Origin of the sequence: Roseobacter ponti, assembly GCF_012932215.1 — a bacterium.
Classification (GTDB): Bacteria; Pseudomonadota; Alphaproteobacteria; order Rhodobacterales; family Rhodobacteraceae; genus Roseobacter; species Roseobacter ponti.
Window position 1 is genome coordinate 2,192,032 of record NZ_CP048788.1, and the last position, 20,504, is coordinate 2,212,535.

Consider the following 20,504-nt stretch of genomic DNA (forward strand, 5'->3'; position numbering starts at 1 on the left):
CGCCTCCGTCTGCGGCAAAGTTTCTCGGCAGCAGATGAAATTTCCGCTTGCGCCAGTGGCGTGGATTGCCTAATCAACCGCTCACGAGAAGAGTGGCCCGTTCGTCTATCGGTTAGGACGCCAGGTTTTCAACCTGGAAAGAGGGGTTCGATTCCCCTACGGGCTGCCACATTTCCCACTTAAGCATTTTAAAATAAGTGATGATATGGTTTTGGATATTTATATCCTACCGGTTTTCCCACCGGTCGTTTCTGGCCGATGCTTTTAATTCTCCTTTCTGCCCGATCAACCGGCTCAACCCAAGGGAAGGACTAAAAGATGCGTAGTAATCCGCAAGTTGCAGCAGATATGGCGCCGGGAGTTCCGCCGCAAAAAATCATGCAAGTAAGTCGGGGCGCAAGAAAGCTTACACCAGCAAGGGCCTGAAGAGTGGCGCTCGCTAACGAATTCAGAGGCAGGAACGACAGATACAAATTTTCGGCACAGCAGCCTTGAGCAGGGCGAAATGATCTGCCTGACACCGACGCGAACGCCTGCTGATTTTATCGCCCAACTGGAATGGCTCCCGGATGTCATGGTGCCGCACGTTCCAAACGCAATTGGCTTTGACAAAGTGTTTCAGATATTGCGGCAGAGCGTCAGGAACCTGGCAAAATAACATAAGAATTCATTCGGGTCGGCTGAGTTCTTTGCCATTGCACCAGGTTAGTTGCACCCTGATCGTCAGAGCACTGACTTCCCGAAAAACATCACCCCACCCCAGCATATGCGCCTGTTTCAATATGCACCGCTCCAAGCAAGGTGCAGGGGCGAAAATCCTTTGCCGCTAGCGAGTGGGCGCTCTTGCCAAAGGAAACCGCTTCGCTGAATTGCTTAAGGTCACGAAGAGCGCCACCCCCCTGTCGTTAACAATGCTAAGCGGATTTTAGGCTCAACTGTTTTCTCAAGCGCTGCTTTGACCATGGCCACGCCCTCTGTCGAACACCCGGCCTTACGCCAGTGACTACAGGAATTCACAGCAGACCACGCATCTCCGCTTCTGTTCCAATCTTCCTGCAAGTTTTCAGCCAGGATTTTGTGATCGGCCTTGCGCAGGCGATCGGTCCAATACCCGCCCTCGCCAGCCGCTAACCATACAAGATCTTCTTTTCCAACTGGCTTTCCGCCTGTGACTGATCGCAGTTTTCGACTAACCCGGCTTAAGTCTTTCGGCTGTACCAAGGGCAATTCAAAGCGATCCGGGAGTTCTTGCACTTTTTTGCGGCGCTCCCTCTTTCGGTGTTGCTCGGCAAACAGGGCGGCATTCTTACGGTTGGAGACCTCTGCCCTTGAGCGCTTTCTTCTGCTTCCGGTTTCGCTTCTGTTTCTCTTATGGCCGCACGTGCCTCACGTTCCTGCGTCGCTCGCAACTGAAACTCATCCGGTTCGATTTCTCCCTGAGCGAACTCAAGCAGGGATTGATGACCATTATTGCTCAAGAATTCCTATTGAGGAGCCGTCAGGCCATTACCTGCGCTTATCCTTTCCAAGATCCCACCAGGGCGGCTCTCAGGAATTCTCACACCTTTCACATCATCAAGAAGAAATTTCACGGCCATATCAGTGTAGTCGGAATTCAATACTATACCCATCGATAACAATTGGTGCGGCTGATCGATATGAAGGCCCACTGTTTACGTGAATATTAAACCATGAATGTGTTTTTCAACGGCCACGTATATGGCAGCTTTGGCCTCAGTGCAGTAATTCGGTGCGTGCTTTGTCAACGACTGCTATGCGGACAAACTGGCCTTTCGCTGCGGCTGCGCCAATGGCTGCTACAGAAAAACTAATCCAGTCATTATCATTCGGCTAAGAGGGTTACAGGTTTGAGTTTTGGGGAAATGCTTCACCGCATCCGAGGGCTATTTTGAGGCTCTAGGCAACTTTTGGTTTTGCAGTAATGTCCTGCTGTCTAGCCTCGACTGCGGCTCAGAATTAGCCCAAAAGTTACAAGGCCAGCAGATACGAAGCGCCAAACGCCGAAGCCTTCTTTGAGAAGGAATGTCGATATAAGGGCAGCAAAAAGAACACTCGTTTCACGCAAGCCAGAGACCATGCCCATAGGTGCAACGGCGAGTGCGTAGACAATGATCCAGTATGCTCCGACCTGCATCGCACCACCGGCGATGCCAGTCAGGGGATTGTTCCTTGCAACCGCCACGATCTCATTTCGTTTCCAAATGAGCGCGATCAGAAATGTCACCGCCCCATTGCCAATTGTCAGCCACACCGCAAAACCGAGTACTGACTCAGCCTGACGTGCACCCAAGCCATCGACAACGGTATAAGACGCGATACAAACGCCAGTAAGCAGAGCAAAAACCATCGCCTTTGAATTGATCTTGCTGGCTTTTCCGCCATCCAATGTCAGCGCCATGACGCCGACAGCAAGGCATAGAATGCCGACAAGAGCGGTTTGGCTGACGTATTCTCCAGCAAAAACAAACGCACCAAGGGTGACAAGAATTGGCGCAGACCCTCGTGCAATTGGATAGACTTGTCCGAGATCGCCGTGGTCGTAAGCGACCGGAAGGAAGAAGTGATACGCGGTATGGATCAGAACGGACAGCGCCAGAAGTGGCCAACTGGCAGTATCTGGACTGTCTACGAATGGTAGCGCAAATAGAGAAAGAATGCTTCCAGCGAGTGTCACGACCGCCATTACCGCAATCCGGTCGCCGCTGATTTTGATGAGGGCATTCCAGCCTGCGTGTAAAGCAGCAGCCAGCAAAATCAATAGCGTAACATCATAGTTCATAGCGGTAGAGCTTACCTTTTCGTGCGAAAAATACTAGAGGTATGTGCTTGGGTTAGAAGCAGAAAAGACTCTGCCCAGATGTCGAGAAACGGACGTTAGTGCACAGTGCGGCATAGGTTGATTTGGGCTCAAAACCGCCGTTCGACGGGTTTTCTCAGATGGCAGCTTTGCCGCGTTAAGCAGTCCATTATGACAGAAAATTTGAAGGCCTGGCTTCCAGGAACTGCTTCCAACAGAACCGGACGTTTGAAACAGTTAGATCGAATGTCTCAGTCAAGGGACAAAACCGCTTTTAACCGCGGAGCAGCAATCTAAGGTTGTCTTGCCTTAGAATGTCCAGGGAACCAGTATTTATGCTAGAAGTCTCTGACACATAAACGGGGACCGGCCTTGCATGTAAAACCGGCTTCATACCAGTTTTACGAAATCCAATTGAGAAGATCCGAAACGCCTATGAGTGAACCTCCTGTGCAGCGCCGACTTGCGGCCATTATGTCAACCGATACGACTACACGATGCGAGCGATGCCCGACGTCTGGATGTTGGAAGAAAACGCTGCAACAAATGCTTTGGAGTTGCTTGACAGGGCTCTTGAAATTGACCCTGACTATCCTCTGGCGCTTGCTCTGGCAGCCTGGTGCTGGGCGCAGCGGTCAGTCTACAACTGGGCAGAAGATATTTCCAAAGCTAAGGCTGAGGCACTGGTACGGGCTGAACGTGCAGCGCAGATATCTTCGGAAGATCCGCTCATTCTATCTGTCCTGGGAACCGTCCACACCTTTGCGCGAAACTACGGCGCTGCCCGAGTGTTGCTGGAACGGGCAATCCAACTTGATCCCAATGCGGCCTGGGCGCTGAGCCGCCTTCGCTTTCTCGAAACGTACGCTGACCGACCGCAAGTCGCCCGAGAACATTTTGAACGCGCTATGCGGCTCAGCCCACTCGATCCGATGAACTTTAACAATCTCTTCGGTCTGGGCAGCGCCTGCCAGGTCGCGGGCGAGGACCACCGCGCCGCCGGTTTTTTCCTGCGTGCACTGGAGGAGCGCCCGAACCCGCACTGGGTTCACTGTAACCTCTGCACAGCGCTGTTGGGCGCCGGACGCGAAGATGAGGCACGGGCCTCCGCTCAGAAGCTGATGCAGATGCATTCCAATATGACGGTAAAACGTTTCAGGGAAGCGATGGTCTTTTCCAAGCCTGTACTGGACCGGATTGGTGAACAGATGATTATCCTTGGCATTCCCGAAGGTGAGGATTAGTTGCCCCGTTCACTGCAGGGCAAGGTGCAAACGTCGCATTGATGACGCATTTCCCCGGGATGATCACGGTTGTGAAGCATGCGTCGCCTGTGGTCTGACGGTTGTCGTGATTTTCTTCTGTCCCTTTTTGCGCACAAATGAACAGGTTCACCTGCACGTATCCGGTGAAGACGATCGAGACGACCGGCGTTTCCGTAAGCGGCAAATTCAGGCTCAATGATCTGAAAAACACCACTCTGGTCAATCAGAAGTTAGCGAATTGCCCCTATCAATGCGCATCAGAGGCGGTGCGATGGATCTTTTGCGCAGTGTGACGACCGATCAGTTCAGCAGAGAAGTGGACGCCAGTGTCGTTGTGACCCTGGCGAGCATTCTGGTCGTGATCTCTGCTGTAATCTGCGTAATCGATCGCACGAATAACCGCAGAGCCGGAGAACGGAATACCTCTGATGCGCTGCTCTGGATGCACATCTGGTTTATCGTCGGCGCGGCGGGCCTGGAGCTTGGGCGACAATATCCGTTCCGGCTCAGCGCACCACTGGTGCTTACCGCGGTATGCTGGGGCCTGGTGAGCGCCTTCATTGCGATGCAAGCCGCGATGACGCGCATGCCCGCAGGCAGGACATGGCCGGCAGTTGCCATCGCCCTCGGCGTGCTGCAAAGCGCACTTGCTGCCATATCGGACAGTGCAGGCGCGGTATTCATCTCAAGTTCGCTGATCAACGGGGGCCTTGCCGCCTGTTTTGCACTTACGCTGAACCGCGTTGCCCGGGCCCGCGCCATTGATTTCAGGATGATCATGATCGTGCCCTTCTGCGCGATTGCACTTGCCTACGGCCTGCGGCTGGTGCTGATCCTGTACGGCGTGGACAAATCGCTGATCGTTGGCTTTTCGGTTGTCATCGGGCTGCTGATTTCCGCGTCCTCGGTCTTCTGGCTCTTTTCGGCGATCTCAATTCGTGGCCAGCACCTCCTGCGACAGGTGGAACGGACATCCTCCACCGATGCCCTGACACAGCTTGGCAACCGGATGTCATTTGAGCGGTTCATGGCTGATCTCACCGGCGCCGGGCGGCGCAGCACATCACGTCAGAGCGCCTGTCTGAGCATCGACATGGACCGGTTCAAGGAGATTAACGACACATATGGTCATGAGGCCGGCGATCTTGTGCTGGTCAGCACAGCGAGGCGGCTTCAGCATTTTGGCGCCGGTTCTGAGACCCGGATATTCAGGATCGGGGGCGATGAATTCGTCCTGTGGTGCATCCCGGACGATGCGGCGCTTTTCAAAGATGAGGTGCAGGATCTGCTCGCTGAACTGGCGAAGCCCGTTGGTTTCGGCGCTGTGTCCCTGAACGTGGGCGTCAGCATCGGGGTGGAAATGAGCAGCGATGACACCGCGCCGCATGAAATTGTCAGACGCTCGGATATCGCGCTTTATCGCTCGAAGAAAAGCGGACGCAACCGTGTTACCTTTTATTCTCACGCGCTTGGGGACACCCATTATCAGCGATTGCGGATCCTCGAAGAATTTCGGGCCGCTCTCCGAGGTGGTGCCGTTTCCGCGTATTTCCAGCCGCAGTTTTCTCTTTCTTCCAATGCCCTGTGCGGCTGTGAGGTTCTTGCGCGCTGGCATCATCCCGAACACGGTCTTGTTTCACCAGGCGATTTCATCCCGCTCGCAAGAGAGTTGGGCCTGCTGGCGGAACTTGACCGCTGCATCCTGGACCAGGCCCTGCAGGCACTGAACCGGTGGGATCAGTCGGGCCTTCACCTGCCGCGGATCTCTGTGAATGTGTCGATGTCCCGGTTGCGCCAGAAGGACCTGCTCGAAGAGCTTGCCAACCGCAGAGACCTGCCGCGGGGCCGGATATCTTTCGAAATGCTCGAAACGGTTTTCGCGGATGATGATGACGCGCTGAAGTGGAATACCGACCGGCTCAAAGAGATGGGCATCGGGGTCGAGATCGACGATTTCGGCACCGGGCATGCTGCCATCAGCTCAGTGGTGTCGCTGAACCCCGACCGAATAAAAATCGACCGCTTTTTCGTACGGGGGATCGGACATTCCCAGAGCAGCCGGGACATACTGAAAGTTCTCATTGATTTCACAAAGCTTACAGGTGCGGTCTGCCTCGTGGAGGGTGTCGAGACCATTGAGCAGCGTGACATTATCAGCACGCTTGGGGGAGATGAGATCCAGGGGTTTGTCCTCGCCCGCCCGATGCCACGAGATGAAATGCAGATGTGGCTTGAAAGGCATTACGCGGATCCGGCGAATGATCAGGCCTGCTAAGACCGTCGCGCCATACTTATGTCGGACGCTCTTATGAGTGAAATGCTGGTGACGCGCGGTGGGCAGAACGCGCAGATGGGCTGTATTCCGGTCACAACCTGAGACCCGGCCGCTTGCTTCCCTTCTATACCGGGGATTGTTGATGTGCCCTGTTCGGCACACACTATCGATGTCCCCGGGCCACCAGCGTCACATCAGGTGTCCGCGCTTTAATCGCTTTTTCTGGTTCTGGTTGCTGTGACCTGCATTGAACAGGGACCTTCATATCTGTGCGGACTGCCGGCCCGGCGCCAGACCTGCGAAAAACGTGTGCCGTTCCCGCCCGGTCCGTTTTGAATGATAGAGCGCCTCATCCGCATCTTTGAGCAGCTGATCGGCCGTTGGCCTGATGTAGTCGGTACTCTGCACAGATCCGATGCTTGCAGAAATCCGGCAGATCGCCCCCTCAAACGGAATGGGACGTGTCATCCGGCTGATGATGCGATGCGCGATCTGTTCGATAGTGTCCCGATCCAGGTCGCCGTCCAAAAGGACAATAAACTCATCGCCCCCCACCCGGGCCACAGTATCCGTGGAGCGGGTTTCATCGATCATGATCCGGGCCACCTCGAGCAGTACATGATCGCCTGCCGCATGCCCGAAGGTGTCATTCACTGCCTTGAAAAAATCCAGATCGATCTGCATCAGCGCAAAACTCCGGCCGGCGCTGATGTACTGGGCCAGCACCGCATCCATCGCCCGCCGGTTATTCAGACCGGTCAGCGGGTCGGTCACGGCCTGTTCCTCTGCAGCTTCCCGCGCGGTCTGCAGACGCCGGTTCAGCTGGTGAGAGGCCTCCATTGCGGCAGATTTCGCCTCGATCAGATAGAGCATTTCAATGGTCAGGTCGGTCGCCGCGAAGTCAGCGGCCGTAAGGTCATAATCCTGGATGGCATCGACGACGGAAATGCCGAAAGACAGGTTTACCGTCATATGCTCAGGCAATGGCCCCGCCACCGCGACCCCTTTGAGTTCCCGGTGGGGCGGCACGCGCAGCCTGATGTGCAGCTTGGCACCGGCGAGTGTCGCCAGCTCGGACCCGTCGGCGACCGGTCGCGGCCGGCGGATATCGAAAACTTCGGTAAATTCGCGGCCCCTGAGGTCACCCTCCTGCCAGAACTTCCGGGCCGTTGGTCCGGCGTGCACAATCCGCCCGTCCGGCCCCACCACCACATGCATCGGACAGAGCACGTCCAGCATTCCGAAATATGCCTGCTGGTCACTCATCCGGCACGCGCACCGAGATCAAATCCGCGTCCTTCGGCAAACTCTGTTTCGAGAAGGGTAACGGCAACAACCTCTGCGCCGTCTTCGGTGCCTTTATGTTCAAGAAATGCCAGAGCGCCGTAATCGTCGGCCATAGCGCGCAGCACACCCATGAATAGATGACCGCATCCCGGCACCTGCCCGCGCACCAGAAGCGTATAGCTGCCCGGCGCATGTTCGCGCAGCGCGATCTCCGGCAGTTCCAGATCCGAGACGGCAAGGCGTGCACGGTCGGGCAGATCATCCAGTGAGTGCAGGAATTCGATAAAACTTACACCACTGAACCGCAAAAGACGACGCAGCGCCTCAACACCCGGGTGCGACACAAGATAGGTACCGATATCCTCGAGAAGTTCGTCATAGCCGCGGTCGAGCACATCACAGACGGCCTCCAGCACACGCGGTGTGATCGCGTCGTCGTAAGACCACATTGCCTCAAACTCCGAGAACCCCAGGCCCGCACGGTCGGTCGCAGCCCGCCATTGCGCCGCGCCGTAACTGTCGGTGACAAATCTCTGGATAGCCCGGTTTACCAACCCGTGCATGAACGCCTCATTCCCATAATCCCGCAGGCAGGATGACGCACACCGGTTAAGATTTACCCAGGAGAGATCTGGTCAGGCATTGAAATGATTACACTTTTCAGAAATCTGTCGGAGCGCCGCCTTCTGACTTCCGGCGGGCCACAAAATCCGAAAGTTCATCCCGGATGGCTACGTCCATCGCAGGCGGTTCGAAAGATGCGGTGATCTCCTTGAACATCAGATGCGCGCGTTCGGGCGTCCAGACAGCGCCCGCGGCCTCCCAGCCCTCATAGTTCTTCCAGTCACTGAGGAAGGGCTGATAAAAGGCCGTGGTATAACGATCCTGGGTGTGCTGAATGCCAAAGAAATGCCCCGCGTTGCCAACCGACTTAATGGCGTCGAGGGCGATCTCATCAGGGCCTGTGGCGCAGATTTCCGGCTCCATATAGCGCTGGATCTGCTGCAGCACTTCGCAATCCATGATGAACTTCTCAGGGCTTGCAATCAGCCCGCCCTCAAGCCAGCCGGCGGCGTGATAGACCATATTCGTGCCCGACTGCACGGCCGCCCAGAGACTGTTTGAGGTCTCCCACATCGCCTGACCGTCCGGCACGTTTGCCGCACAGACGCCCGAGGACCGCATCGGCAGACCGTAAAACCGCGCCAGCTGCCCGGTCATCTGGGTGGCGCGCATGTATTCCGGCGTTCCAAAGGCCGGTGCACCCGATTTCATATCCACATTAGAGGTGAACGTGCCGATCGCCACCGGACAACCCGGGCGGATGATCTGCGCCAGCACCACCGCACAAAGCGCTTCGGCCAGCGATTGTGCCACAGCGCCTGCCATGGTCACCGGCGCCATGGCCCCTGCAAGCGTGAAGGGCGTAACCACGAGCCCCTGCCCCCGCCGTGCCATACGCATCCAGCCGTCCATCATCGGATAGTCGTGCTTCAGCGGGGACGTCGAGTTGATGTTGGTGTACATCCGCGGGCTGGCATCAAATTCCTCATGGCTCAGACCCTGGCTGATGCGGACCATCTCCATGACGTCCTCAACCCGCTCCTTGCCCAGCGAATAGGCGTGCATGACCTTGTCGGTCAGCGTGAGCTTGTCAAAAAGCACATCAAGGTGGCGCACGGAGGCATGGATATCGACAGGTTCGACCGGATAGCCGCCAGCGAAATGGATGCAGTTAAAGTACTGGGTCAGTTTAAGAAGATCACGGCACATCTCGCGGGTGCCAGGGACTTTGGTGCCGAGGTGCATGTCCCAGTAATTGGGCGGCGAGGAGACATTGCCGAACACCAGATTGCGTCCGCCGATGGTGATTTTACGGTCCGGATTGCGCGGGGTCATGGTGAATTCGGAGGGCGCTTTGCCAATCCACTCCATCACCATATCGCGCCCCATGCGCACGTTGGTGCCGTTGATGGTGCAGTCCTCTTTGCGCAGGATTTCAACGGCTTCTTCATTAAGAAACTCAATGCCGATCTCTTCGAGAATGCGCATGGCCCCGTCGTGGATTGCCTCGACGCCCTCGGGCGAAAGCGGTTCGGTCGGGGCATCGGTATTGACCGGTGGCTTCCATGGCATCTGCTGGATCACGGCGGACCCCCGGCGCGTAGCGGCACCGGACCGGCCGCCGCCGCGGGTTCTGCGTTTGGTGGGAGCGTCGGCCATGGGAGTATCCTTCGTTGAGCGGAAAGCCCCCCGAGAAGGCCAGAGCCGCACCACAAGGGCCGTCCCGTTCGCGACCCTCTGCGTCGTTTTTGAGCGCAGGAGCGCCGTTTCAGCTCTGCATCGCGAGCCAGGCCGGCAGGCCGCCGATATTGTCCATAATCACATCCGCATGGGGGGCGAGCACCTCCGCCGGAGCGAGCCCTGTCAGAACTCCTACACAGCGCATGCCCGCGGCCCTGCCCGCGTGCAGATCATGGGTGCTGTCACCGACCATCACAATCTGATCCGGGGCCAGCCCGGTAGCCGCGGCAAATGCGTGAAGCTGACCCGGGCCCGGTTTTGCGCCGTGCCCGCTGTCAAAGCCTGCGATGAAGTCGAAAAACTGTGTCACCCCGGCCTGATCAAGATGCGCGCGCGCAGGGCGTTCGGCATCATTCGTAGCCACCCCCAGCATCAGACCGGCGGCCCGCAGCTGCTCCAGCAGCGGCACGAGCGGCACGGCTTCGGCCTGGGGCGCGGCTTCGGCTTCGGCGTTGATCACGTCCACCAGCGCTTCGGCCGAAAACTGTGGCAGATGCTGCGCCAGAACGGCAGCGACCTCTCCGGGCGTGCCTGCAACGACGACGCTGCCGGGGCTGAATTCCTCTGTTGTGACGTCGAACCCGATTGCCGTTCCGAGCCGGATCCGGTGATCGCGGTCGGGTGCAAGCCGCGTCAGGAATGAGACAGCCCAGGCCTCCCAGGTCCGCGCAAAATCGAAAAGCGTGCCGTCCTTGTCAAAGAGCACGCCGCGCACCCCGGTCATGTCCAGTGTACCTCGTCGCCGCCCGGCAGGGCCCGGCGCGCCGCAGGCAGCATCTCATACCGCAACCCGGCCGAGTCGCAGGCCGCCACCACCCAGGCATCGTCCATCAGTACGAAGTCCAGCACCGACGCCAGAAACGCAGGGTCTGCAGCACCAGCCCGGATGTCGCTTTCAGAAACCCCTGTAGACCCCTGAAACACCGGCAGTAATTCGTCATTACCTGCCAGCCAGCCCAGCACCTGCAGGGCGATCACTTCGGCGTTTTCCCGCGCAAGGGACATAAAGCACCCACATTTTAACTTTTCCGGAAACTCTTTGTTAACCAATTGAACGGCAATGTCGATTACCGGATGACGCCAGCAAAAGGATGACCAAAAACGTGCAGGGCAAAATCCTCATCGTTGATGCCATTTCCACAAACCGCATCGTGCTCAAGGTCAAACTGGCATCCGCGTTCTACGAAGTTGTTCAGGCCGCGACCGCTGATGAGGCCTGCGTCGCAGCTCTGCGGCATGACCCCGATCTGATCATCTCCGCGATGGCCCTGCCAGACTGCGATTCCGCAGAGCTGTGCCGCAAGCTGCAGCGCAATCCCCAGACCCGCGCGATCCCGATGATGGTCATCGGCTGCCGGCCCAATGCAGACAGCCGGCTCGAAGCGCTTGAGGCCGGCGTGCATGACGTAATGCTCAAACCCATCGATGACACGCTGCTGCTGGCGCGCGTCCGCAGCCTGATCCGGGCGCATAACACTGCGGCGGAATGGAAAATGCGCGAAGACACCTCGCGGGCGCTCGGTTTCGCCGAAGATCCCGCTGACTTCGGTCCGCCGGGACGGGTGATCATGGTCGGTGCGGACAGCGCCCGTATTCACGGCTGGATGAGCAGGCTGACGCCGGTGCTGCGCAGCGGGCTGCGCTATGCCGCGCCCGAAACGGCTCTGCGCGATCTGATGCCGGGAAAGGTGCCGGATATTTTCGTGCTTGTGCTGGAAGACAGGGATAATCACTCCGGCGAAGTTCTGCGCCTGCTTGCCGCCATCCGGGCCACGGCGATAACGCGCCATGCCGGCATTCTCGTGCTGCAGCCCAGTCCGGATCCGGGACTTGGCGCCTATGCGCTTGATCTGGGTGCCGACGATCTGATGACTGACGGGTTCGAGGTCACTGAAATGGCCCTGCGTGTCAAAGCGATGCTGCGGCGCAAACGGCTTGCCGACCAGCTGCGCGCGACCGTACGCACCGGGCTTAAAGCCGCTGTTTCCGATCCGCTCACCGGGCTGCACAACCGGCGCTATGCCATGCCCCATCTGGCGCGTGTGGCCGAGCATTCGGCGGCCACCGGGCGCAGCTTCGCGGTCATGGTGGCCGATCTTGACCACTTCAAGCGCATCAATGACCTTTACGGTCATGCCTCGGGCGACGCGGTGCTGGTCGAGGCCGCACGGCGTCTGCGCGAGAATCTGCGCGGCGTTGACCTTGTCGCGCGGATCGGGGGCGAGGAGTTTCTGATCGTCATGCCGGCCACACCGCTGACCGAGGCCCGGGTCGCCGCGCGCAGGATCTGCCGGCGGATAGGCGGCATCGGATTTACGGTCCCGGGCGCGCCGGACCCGATCACAGTGACAATCTCGATCGGGGTGACCATCGGCGGGCTTCAGGGCAAAAATGCCTGCGAACGCGACCGCGATGCGAATTTCCTTCTCGATGCGGCGGACAAGGCGCTCTACGAATCCAAAGTGCAGGGACGCAATCAGGTTACGATGAGCCGGCCCGCCGCCTGATCATTTAATATCAAAAGGTTGTGGCGCGCACCTGAAGTATCACCTGCGCTTTTTCCGGCGACTGAGTGCCTCTTCCACACCCTGTGCATAATCCGCGCGCTCGGCATCGCTCATATCAGCCACCAGTTCAAGCCATGCTGCCCGTGCACTTTGCTGGAAAGCAACACCGATGCCTGCCTGCCGGTCCAAGGCAGCCTGCAGAGCCTGCGCATCAAAGGGATCAGCGCGCATCGCCTGCACGACATCATCATACATGGCCCGCCGCGATCCGCGTTCGGGAAAGGTTGCCTTGCGTTCCTGGCGCAGGGCGCGGAACATTGCGCGGCGGTCTTCGCGGTCGAGTGCCGCCATATAGGGCCATGCATAGGCCTGGGGCCCGCCCCGGCCCGCCACCGGATCATGGCGCAGAAAGGCTCCTGCAAGCAGCCCGACAAAAGCCAGATTGAGCGCCACCGAAAGCCCCAGAAGGATCTTGAGCCGGCGTCCGGGCACAGGGGGTTTCTGCTCTGCATCATTCTGCATGATCTATTCCTCTTCTACAGCCCAGCCAAACCCGGCCAGATCAACAGGACCGTCCCAGTTTGTCACAGTTCCGGTTTCAAAAAGCGCGCCACCGGGATCGGGCAGAGCCGCGGGCGGGCTGATTCCGATCCAGAAGCCCGCGCAGGTCGCAGCGACCAGACCGCCTGCTCCGCGCCAGCCCCCTGGCATAACCGCCTGCAGGCGCGCAAAGAACCCTCCAGGCGCAGGCTTTGCGACTGCTTTTTCACGGCCTGTCTGAACGCCCCTGGCATCCGCAAGAACACGGGCCGTTAACCCGCCGGGGAGCTGCACATGCTCACCTGCGGCCTCGTTCAGCAGCGCATCGAGCGCCTTAATCACATCATCATCCGGTGTCGTCATCACTGTACCCCAGTTCCGGACGCCGCCCGGCCAGCAAGGCCGTCAGGGTCCCTTTTCCACGCGCCGTCAGGCTTTCCACCGCCCGCGCGCTGATATCCATCACAGCACCGATCTCGGGGTTGCTGAGCCCCTCGATGTGGCGCAGCACCACCGCCTGTCGCTGTCTGTCCGGCAAGAGGTCAAGTGCTGCCTGCAGCGCCTCGCCGCGTGCCTGTGTCTGCATCTGTGCCAGCACCCCCGGTGCCGGGTCCGCAGGTTCAGCGATCTCGTCCAGAGCAGTGCCCCGGCGTCTGCGCAGCCGGTCGGTGCACAGGTTCGCGGTCACCCGGTAAAGCCAGGTCGTCACTTTTGCTTCGCCCTGCCGCCAGTCCGGTGCCATGCGCCAGAGCCGCAGCATCGCCTCCTGGGCCACGTCCTCGGCCTCGGCGGCATCCCCAAGCAGACGCCGCGCATGGCCATAGACCCGCGGCAGCAACCGCGCCGTCAGAGTCCGGGACGCCTGATCATCCCCCTGCGCAAACATGAGCAGAAGAGCGTCATCCGAAAGTGAGGCAAAATCGTCCCGCGGCATATCCATCCCGGACAGGGTTACGGGGCTGCGACGCCGCAATCAAGCAGCGTCGCAGCCGACCAGATCAACCGGCGTCGCGACCATGACGGCGGCGCATCTTTTCGCGGGCCTCGTCAAACTCTGCCTTTGTGATGACCCCGTCACCGTCGGCATCGGCACGGTCAAACATCCGGCCCGCACGTTTGCCGGCGCGCATCTCTTCAGCGGTGAGCCTGCCGTCATTATCCGCGTCGAGACGCTCCATCATGCGGGCGGCGCGCTCTTTTGCCCGCTCCGCACCGCGTGCTTCGATCTCAGCGAGGCTGAGGGCCCCGTCACCATCCGTGTCAGCTGCAGCCATCCGGCCCGCGGCCATCGCTTCGGCTTCAGCACGGGTGATCCGGCCGTCACCGTCGGTGTCCAGCGTCTCAAATGCGGCACCCTGAGCACGGTGATCTTTTGCCATGGCCACCCCTGCGGCAAGCGATATGCTTGCACCAACGATCAGTGCGATAAATACTTTGTGTTTCATCTGGTCTCTCCTTTGAGATCTCTGCCAGCCCCCTCTTTCGGGGGGCGATACATGTTCCACGCAGAGCGGCACCATTTCCGTCGCACTTTTTTTTGCGCAGCCTTCGCGACATCCCGCCGCAGCGACCGCTCGTCATCTTTTAACCCGGCGCGGAAAGGCGCATTGGTAGGCAGACAGAACAGGAAAAGATCATGGAAAAGGTCAGCCAGGACGGCGACACCCTCACCCGCGCACCGCAGACCAGCGCCCCTGCAGAAGCAGAACGTGACACACGCCGCTCGATGCTGCGCGGCTGGAAGCGCCGGTGCCCGCATTGCGGAAACGGACCGCTGCTGAAATCTTATCTGAAGGTCAATGACAGCTGCCCGGTGTGCCGCGAAGAACTCTATCACCATCGCGCCGATGACGGCCCCGCCTATCTGACCATTCTCTTTGTCGGCCATCTGATGGCCCCGCTGCTGCATCTTGCATTTGTGACATGGCGGCCCGATCCGCTTGTGCTGTTTTCGTTCTTTGCGGTTGGCTGCGTGGCTCTCTCTCTGTACCTTCTGCCGAGACTCAAGGGTGCCATGGTGGGCTACCAGTGGGCCCGCGGCATGGGAGGCTTCGGCAATACTGCCTGAGGCCCTCTGATGCCCTCACCGCAAAAGGGACCGGGCATGTCCGCGCCGAGCGCCGAAGATAAAACCAGCATCCGGAACGCCGCCACAGTCATCGTGCTGCGCGACAGGCTGAGCAACCCGCGCATTCTGATGGGCCAGCGCGGGGCACAGGCGGCATTCATGCCCAACAAATTCGTTTTTCCTGGTGGCGCTGTGGATACCGGCGACGCGCAGGTGCCGCTGGCAGCGCCCCTGCCCGACCTCTGTGCAGAACGGTTGTCAGAGGATGCAGCCCGGGGGGTTGCCGGGGCGCTGGCCGCGGCTGCCATCCGCGAGCTCTGGGAAGAGACCGGTCTGGTGCTGGGCCATCCGGGATCCTGGCCCGGAGATGTGCCGCCCGACTGGCAGAGCTTTGCGGCCACAGGCCATGTGCCGGATGCTTCCGCTTTGCAGTTCGTATTCCGCGCTCTGACGCCTCCCGGGCGGCCCCGGCGCTTTGATGCGCGCTTCTTTCTGGTGGATGCAGAAGCCCTGCACTCGGATCCGGATGATTTTTCAGCAGCCTCTGATGAGCTCAGCCATCTGCAATGGGTGCCGCTTGCCCGGGCGCGCGCATTTGACATGCCCTTTATCACCGAAGTGGTTCTGGCCGAGATCGAAGCGCGGGTCCGCGACACAAATCCCCCGTCGTCGGTGCCGTTCTTCAAAAACAGTGATGAAGAAAGCCTGTTTCTGCGCCTGCGTGGTTACCGGATGACGGAGTAAACCGGCTCAGATCACAAGAACGAGGCTGATGACGGAACCACAGATCACCGCCATGCCCGCCAGTTCGCGCCATGTGCTGCGCTCACCGAAAAAGAGCCGTGAGGCCAGCAGGCTGAGCACAAGCTCAACCTGACCCACCGCTTTGACATAGGCTGCGGTCTGCAGGGTGAAGGCGAGAAACCAGCAGAACGAACCGGCCATCGAGGTCACGCCGATCCAGCCGGCCACGCGGCGGGCGCGCCAGACGGCGGCGATCTGAGGTGCGTCGCGCAGCCAGAGCCAGAGCGCCATGCCGGTCATCTGTGCGCCTGTCACAGCCGCAAGCGTCAGCCCCGCGCGCAGCAGCGGATCAGAGGTCTGCAGTTCAAGCGAAGCGCCGCGATAGCACACGGCCGACACCGCAAAGAGCACGCCCGACCCCAGCCCCAGCGCAATGCCACGGTTGAACATCCCCATACGCGGCCCGCCCGCAATCTGCGGCGGTGTCGAGAGCAGCAGTACGCCGACAAGCCCCAGCGCGATTGCCCCGAAGGCCGCAAGGCTCACACCCTCACCCAGCAGCACAAGACCGATGATCACCGACAGGATCACTTCGGTTTTCATCAGCGTTACACCCACGGCGAAATTGCGCGATTTAAAGAGCGTGACGACAAAGATGGTGGCCGTGACCTGCGCCAGCGCACCGGTCAGCGCCCACCCCCAGAACAGCAGCCCCGTGGCGGGCAGCGCCTGCCCCGTGCCCGCCACATAGAACGCCACAAGAACCGCAATCACCGGCGCGGAATAGAAAAACCGCGCGAACGTGGCACCTGTTGGGCTCAGAACGGCCGTAGAGAGCACTTTTTGCAGCATAAACCGCAGGGTCTGGAACCCCGCTGCGGCCAGCGAGGCGAGTACCCAGAGATCTGTGGAAATACCGGTCATGGCGTTCTCATGACGCAGAATGCAGCCGCGTGCCAGCCCCGATCAGAGCTTCGGATCAGGGTTTTCCGTGTGCCCGTCCACCGCAATGACCTGGCCCGAGACACTGCGCGCTGCGTCCGAGCCCAGAAAGACCGCCATATCCGCGATTTCCTCTGCGGTGATGAAGCGGCGCATGGAGGTGCCAGCGGCATATCCGGCAAAGACCTGATCACGGGTCATGCCCTTGATCGCCGCCTCGCGGGCCAGCACGCCTTCCATGCGGTCACCTTCCACGGACCCGGGACAGATCGCATTGGCGCGGATGCCAAAAGGGCCAAGTTCCATCGCCAGCGTTTTCATCAGGCCGATCACCGCCCATTTGGCCGCCGCGTAAGGCGCGCGGTTGGGATAGCCGTAAATGCCGGCAGTCGACGATGTGAAGATGATCGCGCCGCGTCCTGCTGCCTTCATCGCGGGCACCGCTTTTGATGCGGTCAGAAACGCACCTTCGAGGTTTACCGACACACAGGCGCGCCAGTCGCTCAGCGCGATATCTTCCACCAGCGCCGTCGGACCGGCAATGCCGGCGTTGGCGCAGAGCACATCCGGCGCGCCGATGGCACCGATCACCTCCGCCATCTGCGCCTCATCGGTGACATCGACCTGGTGCCGCCCCCACTGTGCCGGACAGGCCCCGAGGGCTGCGGCATCGATATCGGTGACATGTACGTGATACCCCGCGCGCTCAAACGCCTGCGCCATGGCAAGGCCGATGCCCGATGCCCCTGCCGTGATCAGCGCAGGTTTCACCGCGGCGCACCGATGCCGCGACCGGCCCCTTCGGGCCGTGGCAGTCCGGCCTGAGCATCGGCAAACCGGCGCAGGGCGGCGTCGACCGCCGCGCCTGCATCGACAGGTTTGCGGGTCTCAAGGCTCACATGCAGCAGAAAGTGCTCACCTGTGGCAACGAGATCTTCACCCAGATACATTTCATGCCAGAGGTGCATTTTCTTGCCGCCACCCTGCAGCACCCGCGTGCGCACGCTGATCACATCGCCGGCATTGACCTCTCCGAGATGCCGGATATGGGTCTCGGCGGTGAAATAGCTGCCCCCCGCCGCGATGTACTCCGCGTCACAGCCTATTACTTCCATAAAGCGGTCCGTGGACTGCGCAAAAGCATCAAGATAGCGGCTCTCGGTCATGTGGCCGTTGTAATCGGTCCAGTCGAGAGGCACGGCGCGGTGCAGGGTCACCACCGGCAGAGCGGGCCTGGTGATATCCGCCGCGCGCGCACTGAGGATGGTGCCGGCCCGGACCGTTTTTTCATGCGCGTTCAGCAGCGCCCCCGCCGCCTGGTCCTGCGCTTTGAGCGCGCGCAGCATTGCCACCAGATTGTTGTCGCGGATGCGCTCCAGCTCGCGGATGCTGTGCGCGCCGGACTGCGCATCCGACTGATCCGAAATGAGGTTGACGAGCTCGTCGTTGAATTCCGGTACATCCATCAGCCTGGTCCAGGGCCATTTGAGTGCCGGGCCGAACTGGGCCATGAAATGCTTCATACCTGCCTCGCCCCCGGCCACGCGGTAGGTCTCGAAAAGCCCCATCTGCGCCCAGCGGATGCCGAACCCGTAGCGGATCGCGTCATCGATCTCCTGCGTGGTGGCAATGCCGTCTTTGACCAGCCAGAGCGCCTCGCGCCAGACCGCCTCTAAGAACCGGTCGGCCACATGGGCGTCTATCTCTTTTTTCAGATGCAGCGGGTACATGCCAAGGGCTTCGATCACCCCTCGGGCCTCATCGATCTGCGCGAGCGAGGCCTGCGGGGCTGGCACCAGCTCAACCAGCGGCAGAAGATACACCGGATTGAAGGGATGGCAGACCATGATCGCGCCGGGATGCGCCGCACCTTCCACCAGCTGCGAGGGTCTGAACCCTGACGTCGACGAGCCGATGATCACCTCGCCGCCGGTAACGGCCTCGATCCGCGCATAAACCGCGTGTTTGATATCGAGCCTTTCGGGCACGCTTTCCTGCACCCAGGCGGCCCCTTCGACAGCTTCTTCGAGTGACGCGGCGAAACTCAGATGCCCTTCAGGCGGCAGCACAGCATCGCTCAGCCCCGGCAATGACCGGCGTGCATTTTCCAGAACCTGTGAGATTTTGCGCTCCGCATCCGGGTCCGGGTCTGACACCCGCACATCCCAGCCATTGAGCAGAAAGCGGGCGGCCCAGCCGCCACCGATCACGCCACCGCCGATCACCGCTGCCGTTTTCGTCATTTGTAAGTCCTTTTCAGCCGGCTGACGTCCCATCCGTAAAACTCAAAGATTTCGCGCACGGCGACGCCCTTGTCCGGCGCGATCTTCGTACTGCGGTTGAGAACCGCACCAAAGCTGCCCGACGGGGTGCCAAGAGCCGCGGTCTGAAATTCCTCATCGACCCACATCACCACCAGCGTTTCGGCACCCGGGGTGCGCGGAATGAGCACGCCGGGGCTGCCGAGATCGTAAAACCCGACAATTTCCGGCACGCTGTTGCTGGCCACTGAGACCCCGACAACCTCAGGCGCCACAGTGATGGTCAGCGGCCCCGCGCGCACCGGATCAAAGCTTGCAACAATCTGCCAGGTTCCTTCAAACTGCAGCGGGTCAAACCGCGTGGTCGCTCCCATCGGCACTGATGTGTCACGCACACCGGTCGGGGCCGGCGTGCAGGCGGTCAGAATGATCACGGCGAGACAGGACGGAAAGTACAGCAGGCCCCGGCGTCTCACGCTGCGGGTGCCCGTTTGGTCAGCCCGAGTTTCTCGCGTACTGCTGCGGCCCCGATTACCCGCGCGCCCATGTTTTCGATGATGGTGCCCGCGCGTTCCACCAGTTGCCAGTTTTCCGCCAGCACTCCCTTTTCCAGCCAGAGATTATCCTCCAGCCCGACGCGCACATTGCCGCCCGCGAGCACTGCGGCGGCAACATAAGCCATCTGGTGCCGCCCCAGCCCGAAGGCGGAGAACACCCAGTCATCCGGCACATTGTTGACCATCGCCATAAAGGTATTGAGATCATCCGGCGCGCCCCAGGGCACGCCCATGCACAGCTGCACCAGTGCCGGGCTTTCCAGCACACCATCGGCAACCAGCTGTTTCGCATACCACAAGTGCCCGGTGTCAAAGGCCTCGATCTCGGGTTTCACACCAAGCTTTGTCATCATACTGCCCATCGCTGTGAGCATGCCGGGTGTGTTCGTCATTACGTAATCAGATTCGGCAAAGTTCATCGTGCCACAGTCAAGCGTACAGATTTCAGGAAGACAGGCGGTAATATGGGCCACCCGTTCCGAGGCACCGATCATATCCGTGCCGGCCTCCTGCAGGGGCAACGGGCTTTCAGTATTGCCGAAAACCATGTCACCGCCCATGCCGGCGGTCAGGTTCAGCACAATATCCACGTCAGCGTCACGGATGCGGTCCGTGACCTCCCGGTAATACGCCAGATCCCGGCTGGGCGCACCGCTGTCGGGATCACGCACATGGCAATGCACAACGGCGGCGCCGGCCTTTGCGGCGGCAATAGCACTGTCGGCAATCTGCTGCGGCGAGCGCGGCACATGCGGGCTGCGCCCCTGCGTGCCGCCCGATCCTGTGACCGCACAGGTGATAAAAACGTCCTTGTTCATGGTCAGCGGCATGTTTCTCTCCCTTGTACCCGGGGCAATGATGTCGCAGAAGCCGGAAGAACACTTTACACAAAGCGAAAGCAATTTGGCGCAACACGAAAGAATAACGCAGACGGCA

Annotated in this window: 20 protein-coding genes and 1 tRNA gene; 6 read left to right on the forward strand and 15 right to left on the reverse strand. The window is 59.9% G+C overall.

Features of this window, described 5'->3' with window-relative positions; all coding sequences use genetic code 11:
- Positions 1-94 precede the first annotated feature (94 nt).
- Positions 95-169 (forward strand) — tRNA-Glu (locus tag G3256_RS10550).
- A 1,785-nt stretch (positions 170-1,954) separates the two neighbouring features.
- On the opposite strand, the gene G3256_RS10555 is transcribed toward G3256_RS10550, so the two are convergent.
- Positions 1,955-2,800: an EamA family transporter gene (locus G3256_RS10555; protein ID WP_169640782.1), complete on the reverse strand. Its 846-nt coding sequence runs from the start codon at positions 2,798-2,800 to the stop codon at positions 1,955-1,957.
- 524 nt (positions 2,801-3,324) lie between these two features.
- On the opposite strand from G3256_RS10555, the gene G3256_RS10560 reads away from it, so the two are divergent.
- Both G3256_RS10560 and G3256_RS10565 read left to right on the forward strand, forming a co-directional pair.
- A complete protein-coding gene (locus G3256_RS10560) occupies positions 3,325-4,062 on the forward strand; it encodes a tetratricopeptide repeat protein (RefSeq protein WP_169640783.1) in 738 nt (245 codons plus the stop codon).
- 271 nt (positions 4,063-4,333) lie between these two features.
- Positions 4,334-6,358: a putative bifunctional diguanylate cyclase/phosphodiesterase gene (locus G3256_RS10565; RefSeq protein ID WP_169640784.1), complete on the forward strand. Its 2,025-nt coding sequence runs from the start codon at positions 4,334-4,336 to the stop codon at positions 6,356-6,358.
- Between the two features lie 261 nt (positions 6,359-6,619).
- Here the strand turns inward: G3256_RS10565 and G3256_RS10570 are convergent, their stop codons facing one another.
- The 5 genes from G3256_RS10570 to G3256_RS10590 form a co-directional block, all read right to left on the reverse strand.
- Positions 6,620-7,624 carry a diguanylate cyclase gene (locus G3256_RS10570; protein ID WP_246227526.1) on the reverse strand — a complete coding sequence of 335 codons (1,005 nt, stop codon included), beginning with the start codon at positions 7,622-7,624 and terminating at the stop codon, positions 6,620-6,622.
- Entirely contained in the window at positions 7,621-8,208 is a 588-nt protein-coding gene (locus G3256_RS10575) for a heme NO-binding domain-containing protein (RefSeq protein WP_169640785.1), read from the reverse strand. The genes G3256_RS10570 and G3256_RS10575 overlap by 4 nt, the downstream gene beginning before the upstream one ends.
- A gap of 97 nt (positions 8,209-8,305) precedes the next feature.
- Positions 8,306-9,868: a trimethylamine methyltransferase family protein gene (locus G3256_RS10580; RefSeq protein WP_169640786.1), complete on the reverse strand. Its 1,563-nt coding sequence runs from the start codon at positions 9,866-9,868 to the stop codon at positions 8,306-8,308.
- 109 nt (positions 9,869-9,977) lie between these two features.
- A complete protein-coding gene (locus G3256_RS10585; RefSeq protein ID WP_206040726.1) occupies positions 9,978-10,673 on the reverse strand; it encodes an HAD family hydrolase in 696 nt (231 codons plus the stop codon).
- Entirely contained in the window at positions 10,670-10,954 is a 285-nt protein-coding gene (locus tag G3256_RS10590; protein ID WP_169640787.1) for a DUF3572 domain-containing protein, read from the reverse strand. The genes G3256_RS10585 and G3256_RS10590 overlap by 4 nt, the downstream gene beginning before the upstream one ends.
- 86 nt (positions 10,955-11,040) lie before the next feature.
- On the opposite strand from G3256_RS10590, the gene G3256_RS10595 reads away from it, so the two are divergent.
- Complete coding sequence (locus tag G3256_RS10595; protein ID WP_169640788.1) at positions 11,041-12,456, forward strand: diguanylate cyclase; 1,416 nt, start codon at positions 11,041-11,043, stop codon at positions 12,454-12,456.
- 39 nt (positions 12,457-12,495) lie between these two features.
- On the opposite strand, the gene G3256_RS10600 is transcribed toward G3256_RS10595, so the two are convergent.
- The 4 genes from G3256_RS10600 to G3256_RS10615 all read right to left on the reverse strand — a co-directional run bounded on the left by G3256_RS10600 (position 12,496) and on the right by G3256_RS10615 (position 14,441).
- Entirely contained in the window at positions 12,496-12,978 is a 483-nt protein-coding gene (locus tag G3256_RS10600) for a periplasmic heavy metal sensor (RefSeq protein ID WP_169640789.1), read from the reverse strand.
- Between the two features lie 3 nt (positions 12,979-12,981).
- A complete protein-coding gene (locus tag G3256_RS10605) occupies positions 12,982-13,359 on the reverse strand; it encodes a hypothetical protein (RefSeq protein ID WP_169638878.1) in 378 nt (125 codons plus the stop codon).
- Positions 13,343-13,930, reverse strand: coding sequence for an RNA polymerase sigma factor (locus G3256_RS10610; protein ID WP_169640790.1), 588 nt, complete (start codon positions 13,928-13,930; stop codon positions 13,343-13,345). Before G3256_RS10610 ends, G3256_RS10605 begins: the two co-directional genes overlap by 17 nt.
- A 64-nt stretch (positions 13,931-13,994) precedes the next feature.
- On the reverse strand, positions 13,995-14,441 hold the full coding sequence (locus G3256_RS10615) for an EF-hand domain-containing protein (protein ID WP_169640791.1): 447 nt from the start codon (positions 14,439-14,441) through the stop codon (positions 13,995-13,997).
- Between the two features lie 281 nt (positions 14,442-14,722).
- Here G3256_RS10615 and G3256_RS10620 point away from each other — a divergent pair, with 281 nt between their 5' ends.
- Both G3256_RS10620 and G3256_RS10625 read left to right on the forward strand, forming a co-directional pair.
- Entirely contained in the window at positions 14,723-15,064 is a 342-nt protein-coding gene (locus G3256_RS10620; protein WP_246227894.1) for a DUF983 domain-containing protein, read from the forward strand.
- 36 nt (positions 15,065-15,100) lie between these two features.
- The gene (locus tag G3256_RS10625; RefSeq protein WP_169640793.1) at positions 15,101-15,808 is read left to right on the forward strand and encodes an NUDIX hydrolase; all 708 of its coding nucleotides are present in this window, start codon (positions 15,101-15,103) and stop codon (positions 15,806-15,808) included.
- 6 nt (positions 15,809-15,814) lie between these two features.
- Here G3256_RS10625 and G3256_RS10630 read toward each other — a convergent pair whose 3' ends face one another.
- Genes G3256_RS10630 through bcoG form a run of 5 tightly spaced genes read right to left on the reverse strand, consistent with a single transcriptional unit; the run spans position 15,815 to position 20,398 of the window.
- Entirely contained in the window at positions 15,815-16,732 is a 918-nt protein-coding gene (locus tag G3256_RS10630; RefSeq protein ID WP_169640794.1) for a DMT family transporter, read from the reverse strand.
- Between the two features lie 42 nt (positions 16,733-16,774).
- Positions 16,775-17,521 (reverse strand): SDR family oxidoreductase, encoded by a 747-nt coding sequence (locus tag G3256_RS10635; protein ID WP_169640795.1) that lies wholly within the window; start codon positions 17,519-17,521, stop codon positions 16,775-16,777.
- On the reverse strand, positions 17,518-18,993 hold the full coding sequence (locus tag G3256_RS10640) for a carnitine 3-dehydrogenase (protein WP_169640796.1): 1,476 nt from the start codon (positions 18,991-18,993) through the stop codon (positions 17,518-17,520). Before G3256_RS10640 ends, G3256_RS10635 begins: the two co-directional genes overlap by 4 nt.
- Positions 18,990-19,487, reverse strand: coding sequence for a lipocalin/fatty acid-binding family protein (locus G3256_RS10645; protein ID WP_169640797.1), 498 nt, complete (start codon positions 19,485-19,487; stop codon positions 18,990-18,992). The genes G3256_RS10640 and G3256_RS10645 overlap by 4 nt, the downstream gene beginning before the upstream one ends.
- A complete protein-coding gene (bcoG, locus tag G3256_RS10650; protein ID WP_169640798.1) occupies positions 19,484-20,398 on the reverse strand; it encodes a 3-dehydrocarnitine:acetyl-CoA trimethylamine transferase BcoG in 915 nt (304 codons plus the stop codon). The genes G3256_RS10645 and bcoG overlap by 4 nt, the downstream gene beginning before the upstream one ends.
- Between the last annotated feature and the right edge of the window lie 106 nt (positions 20,399-20,504).